The sequence below is a fragment of the Paenibacillus sp. Paensp38 genome (genome assembly GCF_059491915.1).
The window spans coordinates 2,022,258-2,036,048 of record NZ_CP168516.1; the positions used below are offsets into that span (position 1 = coordinate 2,022,258).

A 13,791-nucleotide genomic window follows, 5' to 3' on the forward strand; every position below is an offset into this window, starting at 1 on the left:
AAGGTGGTATCTGTATGCGCAAAATATGGGTGTTGGACACAACGTTAAGAGATGGAGAACAATCACCAGGAGTTAGCTTAACTAGCACGGAAAAGGTGGAAATTGCCCTTCAGCTGCAAAAATTAGGCGTAGATCGGATTGAGACCGGCTTTCCAGCAACCTCGCCTGGTGAGATCACCAGCATGCAGGAGATTGCCAAACAGGTTACCCAAGCGACACTGGTTGGTTTTGCGCGCTCGAAAGAACAGGATATTGATGCGGTCAGAGAGGCGCTACGAGGAGCAGAGGATGCCTGTCTTCATTTGTTTCTGGCTACCTCACCTATTCACCGCCACCATAAGCTTCGAATGGATAAAACGAAAGTATTAGAGACCGCTGCTGCTGCCATTCGTTATGGACGCAAGTATTTCAGCAAGGTAGAATTTTCAGCAGAGGACGCCAGTCGTACCGAACTGGACTTTATTTGTGAGGTCGTAGATATGGCGATTCGTGCTGGAGCGACAATCGTCAATTTACCGGATACGGTGGGATATGCCTCGCCGGATCAGTTCGGTGAAATGTTTAGAATTGTAAAACAACAAGTGCCCGGTATCGAAAAAATACAACTTAGCACACATTGTCATGATGATCTTGGTATGGCAACAGCTAACACGCTGGCGGCCATCCGTAATGGTGTAGACCAATTTGAAGGTACCATCAATGGCATCGGTGAGCGAGCCGGAAATACACCTATCGAAGAAGTTGCACTGGCCCTTGACACCAGAACCGAGCTTTATGGTGCACAAACGAGTCTGGTTTTGGAGGAACTGTATGCTACCAGTCGCCTAGTGAGCAAACGAACGGGGATGTCGGTGCCGGGAAACAAGGCCATTGTTGGAGCCAATGCGTTTGCTCACGAGTCTGGTATACACCAAGACGGGATGCTTAAAGAGCGTACAACATATGAGATCGTGTCCCCTGAGCGTATTGGTCTGAAGACGAGTAAACTTGTGTTGGGCAAGCACTCGGGTCGACATGCATTTAAAGAAAAACTGGCGGACATGGGGTTTGATGCTTTGACGGAGGAACAGCTGCAAGAGACGTTCCGCAAATTCAAAGCATTGACGGATAAGAAAAAACAGGTGTTGGATGAAGACTTGCTCGTCCTGATGGACGAAAGCCGCAATGCCTCGCCTCAAATGTACACACTGGATTCCATTCAGGTGTCTTATGGTAATCAGTCGGTTCCAGTCGCATCCATTCGATTGGGTAAACAAGATGGGACAGCAATTGATGAAGTGGCAATGGGTAACGGTTCTGTAGATGCGATTTTCCATGCTATAGACAAGGCCAGTGGTGAAGAGGTGGAGTTGGAGGATTATTCGATCCAATCTGTAACTTATGGCAGAGACGCATTGGGGGAAGTGCACGCCATTTTGAGGCAAGGAGAGTACACAGCTCTGGGAAGAGGCACAAGTACTGATATTTTGGAAGCTAGCGCCAAAGCTTACATCGATGCGCTGAACAAGCTACTGGGCAGAAAAGAAGTACATGCCAAAAGCAATATCACCATTAGTTGATCCTAGTGGTCAGGCTTGTAGACGAATTTTCCTTCTTCCTCCTCTGGCCTCATCGTAAAAAAGCGCTTGCAAAATAAATGATAACATTTGAAATTTAATGTATAATAGGCAAGAGAGATCACCATATTTTGTCTGAATTACATAGGCCAAGAGGAGGAAATGAGTTGAACTACCGCATTGAAAAGGATACGTTGGGCGAAATCAAAGTACCGGCAGACCGTCTGTGGGGAGCGCAAACACAGCGCAGCAAGGAAAATTTCCCGATTGGCTCGGAGAAAATGCCATTAGAGGTCATACAGGCGTTCGCGGTGCTTAAAAAGAGCGCGGCGATCAGTAACTATAAGCTGGGTAAGCTATCACAGGAGAAGCAGGACGCGATTATTTATGCAGCGGACGAGATTCTCGCAGGGCGGGTTGATGACCATTTCCCGTTGGTTGTATGGCAGACAGGGAGCGGAACGCAGTCCAATATGAATGTGAATGAAGTGATTGCTCATCTGGGGAGCCAATGGTTACAAGAGCAGGGAAAGGATGCGAAGCTGCATCCCAATGACGATGTTAACATGTCGCAAAGCTCGAATGATACGTTTCCCACGGCGCTTCATGTAGCGGGTGTCATTGCAGTGGAGGATCGTTTGTTGCCTGCCATCGATAAGCTGAAAGAGACTTTTCAACAGAAGTCAGAGCAATTCAAGGATATTATAAAAATTGGGCGAACCCATTTACAAGATGCGACACCGCTTACGCTGGGTCAGGAAATAAGTGGTTGGTATGCAATGTTAGACAAGAGCAAGCGAATGATCATCGACACGGTGCAATACATGAAGGAGCTAGCGATTGGTGGTACAGCGGTGGGGACAGGAATTAATGCTCATCCAGAGTTTGGCTCCCGAACCTCAGCGGAAATTTCCAGTTTCACTGGCAAAACGTTCACTTCTGCACCCAATAAATTTCATGCACTGACCAGCCACGATGAAGTGGTGGCCGTACATGGAGCAGTCAAAGCGCTCGCTGCCGACTTGATGAAAATCGCCAATGATGTTCGTTGGCTGGCAAGTGGTCCGCGTAGCGGCTTGGGCGAAATCACGATTCCTGCTAACGAGCCAGGTAGCTCCATCATGCCCGGCAAGGTAAATCCGACCCAGAGTGAAGCACTGACGATGGTCGTTACGCAAGTCATGGGTAATGATGCAGCTATCGGCTTTGCAGCAAGTCAGGGTAATTTTGAACTGAACGTGTTTAAGCCAGTAATCATATACAATTTTTTGCAGTCTGTTCATCTGCTGGCCGATTCCATCATTGCTTTTAATGACAACTGTGCCGTTGGCATCGAGCCTGATCTCACGAAGATTGAGCACAATTTGAATAATTCACTGATGCTGGTGACGGCATTGAATCCACATATCGGATATGAAAATGCCGCTAAAATCGCCAAACTTGCACATGCAGAAGGGCTGTCCCTAAAAGAAGCGGCACTCCGCAGCGGACTGTTGACTGAAGAACAGTTCGATCAATATGTTGTACCTGCGCATATGATTCATCCTAAAGCCTAAAGCACGACGATTGTCTCTGCTTAAGCCTTATAAAAAATATACAAACCAGCTCATGGAGTGCGATTTAGCACAAACCATGAGCTGGATTTTTTATTTTATTATATAATTTTTTGTTTAGAATTAGTATTCTGTGTGATTTGAGGGTATATAGATAAAAGGCGAAAAATTGAACATCTATTTTCAAGATAGGAGAAGCCGTATGGAACAGACAACCGTTATTAATTTTATTGTGCTTTTGCTGTCCGGCTTGCTGCTGGTCGGTGTGCTGACTACCAAATTTTCCAGCCGTTTCGGTATGCCTGCGCTTGTTTTGTTTATTGCCGTAGGCATGGTGCTCAGTCAGTTTATTTATTTTGATAATGCCTTTATCACACAACTAGTTGGCATTCTCGCGCTCATTGTAATCTTGTTTGAAGGCGGGATGCAGACAAAGTTTGCAGATGTTAAGCCAGTTATTCGACCTGCGTTGTCATTATCAACGTTGGGGGTCATCATTACGACTGTAGTCATTGGCGTCTGCGCCAAGTTTATTTTAGGCGTAAGCTGGATGGAATCCATGCTGTTTGGCGCTATTGTTGGTTCGACGGATGCGGCAGCCGTGTTTTCCGTTCTAGGAGGTAAAAACATCAAAAAGCGAATTACCTCGACGCTTGAAGCGGAATCCGGTAGTAATGACCCGATGGCTGTATTTCTCACAGTAACATTGATTGAGCTGATACATCACCCTGAGCAATCCATTTGGATACATATCTTGTTATTTTTATGGGAAATGGGCTTTGGTTTAGCCGTTGGTTTTGTACTCGGACGCTTAGGTGTATATGCCATTAATAAAATGAATTTTGATTCATCCGGTTTGTATCCTGTGATGGCATTGGCATTTGCGGTCTTGACGTATGCGGCGGCGTCGTTACTAGAGGCAAGCGGATTGCTGGCGGTGTATGTCATGGCGATTGTATTGGGAAATTCCGACTTGACCTACAAGCGATCTATTATTCATTTTAACAATGGCTTCGCCTGGATGGTGCAGATTATGATGTTTGTCCTGCTCGGGTTATTGGTCTTTCCCGATCAATTGCTGGGCATTGCGTGGCAAAGCTTGGCGCTCTCCTTCATCCTCATGCTCGTGGCTCGTCCAATAGGCGTGTTCCTAAGCTTGCTTTTTTCCAGGTACTCTGTGCGCGAGAAAACACTGTTATCCTGGGCAGGACTGCGTGGGGCGGTACCTATTGTACTCGCAACCTATCCTTTACTGGATGAGATGGATGTAGGACCTTTGTTTTTTAATGTTGTATTTTTCGTCGTGCTCACTTCTGCGATTATTCAAGGTACCACTATTTCGTGGCTAGCGGTAAAGCTTGGCTTGATGGACCCTAACGAGACGTCGTCTCCATCACTGCTGGAATTAGTTTCACTGGGAAAAACTACTTCGGAAATCAACCACATTCAGGTACAAAATGGGATGTCGATAGCGGGCAAAGCGATTCAGGATATACAGTTGCCTGAAGATATTTTATTCACAGCCATCATTCGGAACGAGCAAATTATTGCCCCGAGAGGCACGACGGTGATTGAACCGGGCGATACTTTGTACGTGCTTAGTCCCAAACTCAAGCGACAGCAGATGAAAGAGCTGTTCATGCTGCTCGAACCGGAGGCTGCTCCGTAAATAGGATATCACCCCTACATTTCAGTCCTTCACATTTATGTGAAGGGCTTTTTAATGTATTCTTTTTCAGAGTGGATGAATCTGTTAAAAAATTGACACTATCATTCTACAAAATTAGTTTATGATATTGTCGTTAGATGTCGCAGCCTATCGTTACGGATCATTTGATGGGCAATAGTGATGAAATACGATAGAAGTCACCAAACAGGAGAGATGATAAATGAAACCGGAAGTCTTGCCACAGCGTGCAGCAGCTCGCAGGCAGAAAAATAAGAAAAAGAAACGAAAAGGAAAATTTGGTCGCTTTATGCTGCGACTTTTTATTGTATTCCTGTTAGCGGGAATTGGGGGTGGTGCATGGTTGTTTTTAACCCCTTCTGGCAAGGACATGCGCTATTTGGCTGCGGACACGCTGATTACGACTCAGCATCGTCACTGGGCGAAATATTTTATCGGCGAAGCAGAAGCGAAGAAACGAGTGGCTGAATATTCGGCCCGGTTCGAAGAGATGGGTGAGGAGAAGGATAGACATACAATCAACTTGCCTGATCTGATACCTACCAAAGTACAGCAAACGCCGTTGGTTGAAGTGGAAGAAGTGTCGGGTCGTAACTATCATGGCTATGTTATGACGGTGCATGACCCCACTAAAATTAGGCTCGGGGTTCCTGCTAAAGTCGGCCGGGGAGAACATGTATCTAGCATGGTCGAGCGTTTGGGGGCTGTTGCTGGAGTAAATGGCGGTGGCTTTGCTGACCCCAACTGGAATGGGAATGGTTTTAAACCGATTGGCGTTGTCATTTCCCAGGGTAAGATATACTACAATGATATGGGTAGAAATGCCTCTGTTCAAATCGTAGGTATTGATAAACAGGGGAAAATGATAGCTGGTCACTATTCGTTGTCCGAGTTGTCCAAAATGAATGTGCAAGAAGCGGTTACTTTTCAACCACGCCTAATCGTGAATGGGAAAGGTCTGATTCGTAATGCAAGCGAGGGGTGGGGAATTGCCCCCCGTACCGCAATGGGGCAAAGAGCAGACGGTGCCATTATATTCGTGACCATCGACGGTCGTCAGCCTGGGTACAGCATAGGTGCCAACTTGTATGATATGCAAAATATTTTGCTTAAACATGGAGCGGTTATCGGTGCTAATCTGGATGGAGGTTCTTCAACGGTGCTAGTCAAGGATAATGCCATTGTAAACAAGCCTTCTTCTGAATACGGAGAGCGCTATTTGCCGACTGCGTTTCTCGTATTTGAGCATCCAGAGACCGTTAGTATCCCGAACATATGGGAAGGTTTGAATCCTGGAGACATTGACGCAGCCAAAAAGAGATAGATCAGGAATGAACTAGTTCATTAAGTGAACGGAGACTGATGATGAAGCTAAAACGAGCAGGATTTCAGCGATTGTTTGTCGCCTTGTTAATGCTATCCTTACTCTTGACCACAATGCATCAGGCGGCTGCCGAAGCTACTAAACAGGGTGCCATAGCGTCTCAATCAACGCAGTTCATAGATATTGTTATAAACGGACAACCTATAGACAGCAAGGCTAAACCTCTATTGATCGACGGAAAGCTCATGGTTCCGCTTAAACCTTTAGCCGAAGCTGTAGGTGCAACCTACCACTGGGATGTCAAAAAGAAGCAGATTACGCTACAAAAGTGGACAGAACCCTTGGTTCTTAAGGAGCAATCACGTAAGAACCAGTAGCAACTTACCTTTGAGGTTGTAAGTGAAGAAGTATATATATCTCTGAGAGATGTTTCGCTTGATTTAGGTTATACGTTGGAGAAGTTCACTACAGGATGGGGAGACAGCAGTACCACTTTCTATGGGCGTATTACTACGGATAAAAAAGAAGAACTGCTGGGTACTACTGGTGATCCGATAACTGGACTCCCGGCTAATACCAAACAAATTATGAAAACCTTCAAGCTGCCGTGGGAATCGCGTACAGATGCCCAGCAGGTGATGGAATAAGTTAAAAGCAGCAATAGCAAATGAAAATATAAGAAGCGCGGATCGTTGAAGTAAAGATACTTCCGGTACGCGCTTTTTTCGATAGGATTTGTACTTTTGTTGCTTCGTGCTTGCGTAAATATCTATTAAGCATCATTATCTGCTTCGAGAAACACGGAGATCAGAATTCGGGCGTTGTTTTCTCCCACATTTTTGACATAGTGGGGGATGGCTGCTCTCCAGCTAAAGGAATCTCCTGCTTCCAGGGTAGCTGTATCCTCGCCTTGCTCCACGTATACCGTGCCCTCCAAGATAAAATGAATCTCATCCCCTGCATGAGCATGCTCTTCTTCTGTAGATGAGCCGGGCGGCATTTCAACGAGCATCATTTTGACGTTACCCTGCCCCCCCAAATGATCGACCTGGAGCTTGTTTTTACCATATAAGGTTTTACGGCGCTCGTCCTTGCGAATCACTTGCATCCGTTCCTCATCTTTAAGAAGCAGAAAAGCGAGAGGTACGTTTAGCGCATTAGCGATGCTGTCCAATGTAGCGATGGAAGGGGAGGTTTTATTATTTTCTACTTGACTCATAAACCCTTGCGATAGTCCGGTTCGTTCGCATATTTGCTGAATGGATAAATTTTTACGTTTACGAGCAGCGCGTATGTTGCATCCTATACTCATAGAGCGTTCCTCCTATAAGGAAATATAATATATACTAATGTAATATTTATCATACCAAATATTTTGTTGACAGACCACTGTTTCTTATGATAAATTCACATTACAAAATAATTATTTCTATTACTAATAATTCGACTTTGATTCACAGTCATGTGTAGCGGCATAGATTCAGACAGTATTATTTTTTCAACCAAATTATTAGTAATATAAATTAATTATTCATATGCACTTGTGTGAGTGTAATAAACAAACAGAATGGAGAGATAAATATGAGTTCAGCAAGCAAAAATATTTCTACAATTATGCGGGTGGCACTGGGAATTTTGTTTTTGGCACACGGAATTGCTAAATTCCAAATGGGGTTGGGTAATGTAGCAGGCTGGTTTTCCAGCATTGGCGTTCCAGGATTTTTAGGTTATGTCATTGCGGTGATTGAGTTGGTCGGCGGAATTGCATTGATTCTTGGATTACTTACCCGCTATGTATCTGGGCTATTTGTGATTGTTTTGATCGGCGCTATTTTTACAGCAAAATTGTCCGGCGGGTTGATGGGGAATGGCCAAGGAGCTGGCTATGAACTGGATATTGCTTTTATTCTTGTAGCACTTCATCTGGTATTTGCACCAACGACTCGCTTGTCTCTGGATTCGTTGATCGGCCGTCGTGAGTCAACCGAACAATAATTTTTGAATAGCTTTAGTCCTCCAATCCATGTAGAAAGAGGGAAATCTCATGACAGCACATATTCATGACAACACCAAAATCGGGCAGGTTTCATTAAAAGTAAGCAACTTGGAACGTTCTATTCAATTTTATACAGAGGTCGTTGGTTTTCAGCTGCTGCGTCAAACGGCGGATACCGCTGAATTGACTGTCGATGGGAAGCATGCGTTACTGATCCTTAACTATATTGAAAATGCAGTTATTCTGCCGCGCCAGTCCGCAGCCGGATTATACCACTTTGCTATTCTTCTACCGAACCGTGTAGCTCTGGGCCTGTCTTTACGTAATCTGCTGGCTCATGAGATTGAAATCGGACAGGGAGACCATGATGTAAGTGAAGCCCTATATATCCATGACCCCGATAATAACGGAATTGAAATCTATACAGATCGTCCCCATGATCAGTGGAAAAAGGATGAAAATGGATTTTACATGATGGGAACAGATCCCGTGGATGCAGAAGACTTGGTTGCGATTTCCGAGAATTTACCTTGGCAGGGACTACCTCAGGGAACGGTAATCGGGCACGTCCACTTCCATGTGTCTAATTTGCTCAAAGCACAGCAATTTTATTGCGATGTGCTTGGCTTTGACATTACGTGCCGGTATGGCTCTTCAGCCTTGTTCGTTTCCGCAGGTGGTTACCACCACCATATGGGCTTGAATATATGGGCAGGTGAAGGAGTCCCACCAGCTCCTGAGCACGCTGCCGGACTGGATTATTTTGAATTGATCGTACCAGATCAGAATGAATTGAATGCCGTTGTGGCTCGTTTAGAGGCAGCAGGCTATGGGGTGCAAGAACGCGATGGCGCCAAGTATGTAGCTGATCCGTTCCGCATTCAAATTAAACTGGTTAACGGTCAAATCTCGTAACATAGAAGGAACTCAACAGAAACAGAAAAGGGTATTCCTATAAGCCGTAAAGGCTGGGAATACCCTTTTTTCGTATACCTAGAACAAGCTCCAATCCAAATCCCGAGACATCGTCTCCAGCAAGTGTACACCAGCTGTACTGTTTCCCATACGGTTCAGAGAAGGTCCAACCAGTCCAATGCCATAGCGTCCAGGTACCATCGTCATAATACTGCCTGATACGCCGCTTTTGGCAGGTAGTCCGACTTGAATGGCGAATTCCCCTGAAGCGTCATACATGCCGCATGTCGTCATAAATGTTTTGGCGATCTGTACATAGCGGCGGGGAATCAGCGGTATACCTGTCACCGGATCACGGCCGTTGTAGGCTAGTACAAGTCCCATACGTGCTAAATCTGTACAGTTCAATTTGACAGCACAATGTCTGAAATAAACTTCAAGCACATCCTCCACATGACCTCTTAAAATACCTTTTTCCATTAGAAAATAAGCAAGAGAACGGTTCAAATGGCCTGTAGCTGATTCTGAGTCGTAGACATCCTGATCATATTCCAATGTGTCATTGTGGGTAAGCAGGCGGAAAAATTGGAGAACACGGGCAAATTTCTCTTCTGGACTGTTCCCGCGAATCAGAGAGGAGATCGCGATTGCCCCCGCGTTAATTAGTGGGTTAAACGGAATCCCCGGCTCAACCAGTTCTAGTTTCAACATGGAATTAAAACGGTCTCCGGTAGGCTCCATACCCACCTTAGAGAAGACAACGTCCTCTCCATTATCCATCAAGGCCAGAATGAGCGTAAATACCTTTGAAATACTTTGCATCGTAAATTGGATTTCCGTATCCCCGGCTACCACGGTTTCACCTGCACCGTTCATTACAACAACACCAAGCGCGTTGGCCGGGGCTTTGGACAGTTCGGGAATATATGCTGCTACCTTGCCATGAATATACTCATGACGGCTTTGTTCTACCCATTCCGGCAGTTTGGTCTGTAATCTCTGCCACTCCGATGTCATTTCTTTTCCTCCAGTCGAGTAACCAATCTGTGGTATTTTATTGTAGAGCAAAAAGTAGCTATATACTTATTTTAAAGAAATTTTCAGTCAAAAAACAAGCTCTGATGTCATTTCTTTTTCTCCAGTTAAATACCCAACCTAATGTAATATCGGGATTATAGTTTATCCCCTGTAGTCTTCATTCTCTTCATCCAACTGCCTATCCAGAAATCACTTCTAAGTGGCACATATACCTTTTTTAGCATTGGTTCATAAGAAAGTTTCCCATCTTTAAAAAAGTTAATAGGAGAAGGAGATGAAGTGAAGCATGGTACACGGTATGTTAGCGGATTACCCGCGTGAGAAAACGATTCATCAACTGTTCGAAGAGCAGGTTGAGCGCACACCGGATCACATAGCAGTTGTATTTGGGGACAAGCACTTGACGTATGCTGATCTGAACAAACAGGCTAATCAACTAGCACATGTTTTGCGGGCTAAAGGTTTAGAACAAGACGAGGCTGTCGGAATTATGGTCGAATGCTCATTGGAAATGATCATCGGAATTTTCGGGATTTTAAAAGCTGGGGGAGCCTATGTTCCGATTGATCCTGAATACCCGAGGGAACGTATACGCTATATGCTGACGGATTCTGGTGCAAATCTCCTGCTGACCCGGCTTCCAATCCACCAGCAAACAGAACTCGCCAGTGTTGTACTGGATTTGATGGACGAGCGGAACTATGGGAAAGAAACAGGGAATCTCTCATCTAAGCAAGGTTCCGACACCCTTGCTTGCATTATGTATACGTCTGGCTCTACAGGCGTACCTAAGGGCACCCTGACGATGCACTACAATATTACACGTGTTGTTAAAAAGCCGAATTACATCCAATTCTCGACAAAAGATAGGATATTACAAGTGGCCAGTTTTTCGTTCGATGGTTCTACATTTGGTATTTATGGAGCTTTGCTTAACGGAGGCACTCTCGTTTTGAACTCACAAGATCAAACCATGAATGCACGTGAGCTATCAAGCGTCCTACGGACACAAAAGATCACGAAATGCTTCGTCACGACAGCACTTTTTAATGCATTGGTGGATGTGGATCCCGATTGCTTTGCAACAATTGAAACCTTGCTATTCGGTGGTGAGAAGGTTTCAGTCAGCCATGTGCGTAGAGCGTTTGCCCGTCTAGGTCCGGGCCGCTTAATTCATGTCTATGGACCGACGGAGAGCACGGTATTTTCTACTTATTATCATATCGATCATTTGGACGAAAATGCAAATACCGTACCGATCGGCAAACCCATCAGCAACACGAAGGTTTACATCTTGGATCAAGAGCAGCATCCTCTGCCACAGGGAGTTGCAGGTGAACTGTACATCGCTGGCGATGGATTAGTTAAAGGTTATTTGAATCGTCCAGAGCTGACAGAAGAGAGGTTTATTCAGTCTTCATGGGTACCTGGAGGCAGGTTGTATCGAACCGGAGATTTGGTGCAAGAGCAAGCGGACGGAAACATCGAATATATCAGCCGGATCGACGATCAAGTGAAAATACGGGGTTATCGAATTGAGCCTGGGGAAATAGAGTCGCATTTATTAAAAGTAGATGATATACAACAAGCGGCAGTTATTGCCCGTGAAAAGGAGGCCGGTCAAAAGCAACTGGAAGCATACTTTACGGCGACCAAAAAACTGACAGCAGATGAAATTAAAACGGCTCTCTCTATAAAGCTGCCGAATTACATGATTCCATCTTTTTATATACAACTAGAACAAATGCCATTGACACTGAATGGTAAGCTGGACCGCAAGGCACTGTTGGCCCTTGAAGAGAATATGCATGGTGGAGCAGAATATGTGTCTCCTAAGCCAGGACTGGAAACGAAGCTGATGGACATCTGGCAGGATGTATTGGGTGTGCAGCAGTTCAGTGTTTTAGATAGCTTCTTCGACCTCGGTGGGCATTCTATTCATGCGCTTACATTAATGTCGAGAATGGAGCGTGCAGGATATCACGCCACTTTAACAGACATTTACCACTATAAAACGATTCGGGCACTCGCTGATTATCTTCATTCAACTCAGAATAATATTGTAGGGTCCGAAAAGCAACAGGACATCATAAAAACAACTCAAGAGTTGATATCTTGGCTTCACCAAGAAACAGATGGTGTTTACGAGCTGGTGAAATACCAAGTAAGGGATTTTATTCACGAAGTTAGAGATATTCAGGTGCTTTACTGCGACACGGTGGCTGACGTTAACCATATCATGCGGATCATGGACGGGAAAATAACTCAAGAGCTACTGCCACACTACATTGTACCACTGCATCAAAAAACTAAAATGGCTGATCTATACTGGACCATGGATGAAGAGGTATTTTTCCAACGTCTGGGCTTAAAAAGCATGGATCTGGATCAGGTGGAAGGTTTACGCAAGCTTCTGGAAAACGATTATTTGAAAAAAGATCAGTGGATTAAAACAGGAGCAGTGGCACAAGAATATCCGCTAAGTGGAATTCAGCAAATGCAAATTTCGTTTGATACACCTCCAAGTTTAGGTATATTTAGGCTGGATGAGTGCGTGAATTACGATTTTTTGGATCAGGCTTTCGCTCATTTTGTACAAAGTCAAGGATTACTGAGAAGTGTCCCGGTCCAAAGAGATGAATGGACTTATTGGAGGGAATACGTACCTTCTAGCGATGGTTTACCAAAACTCAACATCATTGATGTGTCGGATTACAACCCATGTGGTCCCATTACGGACATGATAAATGATTATGTTACGAACACCCGTTTCGCCGAAGAACATACTTTGTTCCACATGTTTGTGCTGAAACGAAACCTTCGTGAACATTATGTCATAACTATTTATCATCATGCGATATGCGATCGGGTGACCTCGGAAGTAGCTGAAAGACAGTTGGTTGCTTACTACAGGAGTCTGCTTCAAAATCGACCCCTTCCTACGGATGAAGTGAAGCCCTATGTGGAGTATGTCAATCTAATCCAAAGTGGACCGAAAGGAATTACGGAACAAGAATTGATATCAGCCTTTAATCTGGAAGCGTTCCAAAAAAGCAAGCAAAATGTCTTCCAGGCACCAAATCTTCGAACGTGCACAGAAGCCTACCTGTTTAACGTAAGCATCCCTGCTGAAAATCCTTCTTTGGAGTTTGCGCTTTCTGTCTATACAAGGGGCTTGCAAACTTATTTAGGTATGGATAAGCTACCATTGTTATTTTTATATGATGGAAGAAGGTACGAGGAGGCGGCTTATTATAACACGGCCGGTGAATTTATTGATTTTGTACCTATGCTGATCGAACTGAAACAAAATCCGGATGAAATGATGCAGTCTGTCAGAAGCAGACTGGAATTATTAAAACACCATACGATTAATTTTATGCATCTTCTTACAAGTCCTGATTACAAAGACAAGTGGGAACGTGCCAGAACATTTGCACAGTTTGGGAAGCAGTACGAGCAACTAGACTTATTCATGTTTAACTATTTAGGAAACAGCGCTAAGGCAGACTCAAAATACAGCAATTATTATGATGAAACTATCATAAAGCAACCCAATCCGCTACCGATCTATTCACTGTTCAATTGCATTGCTTCTTCCTACACGGACGGCCTTATTTTTTCTATACGATGCAGTTACGAGATAGAGGTTGAGGAAGTCAGGGCTGCATTTTATCAAGCTGCCGGTATGGCATCCCGGATAGGGGAGGTTTAATAACGTG

General features: G+C 44.6%; 11 protein-coding genes. 9 read left to right on the forward strand and 2 right to left on the reverse strand.

Annotation, left to right across the window (positions count from 1 at the left end; genetic code table 11):
• The first annotated feature begins 14 nt into the window (after window positions 1-14).
• The 6 genes from ACEN8J_RS09310 to ACEN8J_RS09335 all read left to right on the forward strand — a co-directional run bounded on the left by ACEN8J_RS09310 (window position 15) and on the right by ACEN8J_RS09335 (window position 6,767).
• Window positions 15-1,559, forward strand: a complete 1,545-nt coding sequence (locus ACEN8J_RS09310) for a 2-isopropylmalate synthase (protein ID WP_495594425.1) — start codon at window positions 15-17, stop codon at window positions 1,557-1,559.
• A 164-nt stretch (window positions 1,560-1,723) separates the two neighbouring features.
• Window positions 1,724-3,112, forward strand: a complete 1,389-nt coding sequence (gene fumC / locus ACEN8J_RS09315) for a class II fumarate hydratase (protein ID WP_318627324.1) — start codon at window positions 1,724-1,726, stop codon at window positions 3,110-3,112.
• Window positions 3,113-3,311: 199 nt separating this feature from the next.
• Window positions 3,312-4,778, forward strand: coding sequence for a potassium/proton antiporter (locus ACEN8J_RS09320; protein WP_029517512.1), 1,467 nt, complete (start codon window positions 3,312-3,314; stop codon window positions 4,776-4,778).
• Window positions 4,779-4,998: 220 nt separating this feature from the next.
• Entirely contained in the window at window positions 4,999-6,120 is a 1,122-nt protein-coding gene (locus ACEN8J_RS09325; protein WP_318627325.1) for a phosphodiester glycosidase family protein, read from the forward strand.
• Window positions 6,121-6,158: 38 nt separating this feature from the next.
• Window positions 6,159-6,497: a stalk domain-containing protein gene (locus ACEN8J_RS09330; RefSeq protein ID WP_495594426.1), complete on the forward strand. Its 339-nt coding sequence runs from the start codon at window positions 6,159-6,161 to the stop codon at window positions 6,495-6,497.
• A gap of 75 nt (window positions 6,498-6,572) precedes the next feature.
• Window positions 6,573-6,767 carry a hypothetical protein gene (locus tag ACEN8J_RS09335; RefSeq protein WP_459760549.1) on the forward strand — a complete coding sequence of 65 codons (195 nt, stop codon included), beginning with the start codon at window positions 6,573-6,575 and terminating at the stop codon, window positions 6,765-6,767.
• 125 nt (window positions 6,768-6,892) lie between these two features.
• Here the strand turns inward: ACEN8J_RS09335 and ACEN8J_RS09340 are convergent, their stop codons facing one another.
• Window positions 6,893-7,432, reverse strand: coding sequence for a helix-turn-helix domain-containing protein (locus ACEN8J_RS09340; RefSeq protein WP_029517515.1), 540 nt, complete (start codon window positions 7,430-7,432; stop codon window positions 6,893-6,895).
• Window positions 7,433-7,701: 269 nt separating this feature from the next.
• Here ACEN8J_RS09340 and ACEN8J_RS09345 point away from each other — a divergent pair, with 269 nt between their 5' ends.
• Window positions 7,702-8,115 (forward strand): DoxX family protein, encoded by a 414-nt coding sequence (locus ACEN8J_RS09345; RefSeq protein WP_029517516.1) that lies wholly within the window; start codon window positions 7,702-7,704, stop codon window positions 8,113-8,115.
• 49 nt (window positions 8,116-8,164) lie between these two features.
• Window positions 8,165-9,031, forward strand: a complete 867-nt coding sequence (locus ACEN8J_RS09350) for a VOC family protein (protein WP_029517517.1) — start codon at window positions 8,165-8,167, stop codon at window positions 9,029-9,031.
• A gap of 78 nt (window positions 9,032-9,109) precedes the next feature.
• Here the strand turns inward: ACEN8J_RS09350 and glsA are convergent, their stop codons facing one another.
• The gene (gene glsA, locus ACEN8J_RS09355; RefSeq protein WP_029517518.1) at window positions 9,110-10,048 is read right to left on the reverse strand and encodes a glutaminase A; all 939 of its coding nucleotides are present in this window, start codon (window positions 10,046-10,048) and stop codon (window positions 9,110-9,112) included.
• A 307-nt stretch (window positions 10,049-10,355) separates the two neighbouring features.
• Here glsA and ACEN8J_RS09360 point away from each other — a divergent pair, with 307 nt between their 5' ends.
• Complete coding sequence (locus ACEN8J_RS09360; protein ID WP_341070891.1) at window positions 10,356-13,784, forward strand: non-ribosomal peptide synthetase; 3,429 nt, start codon at window positions 10,356-10,358, stop codon at window positions 13,782-13,784.
• Window positions 13,785-13,791: the final 7 nt, after the last annotated feature.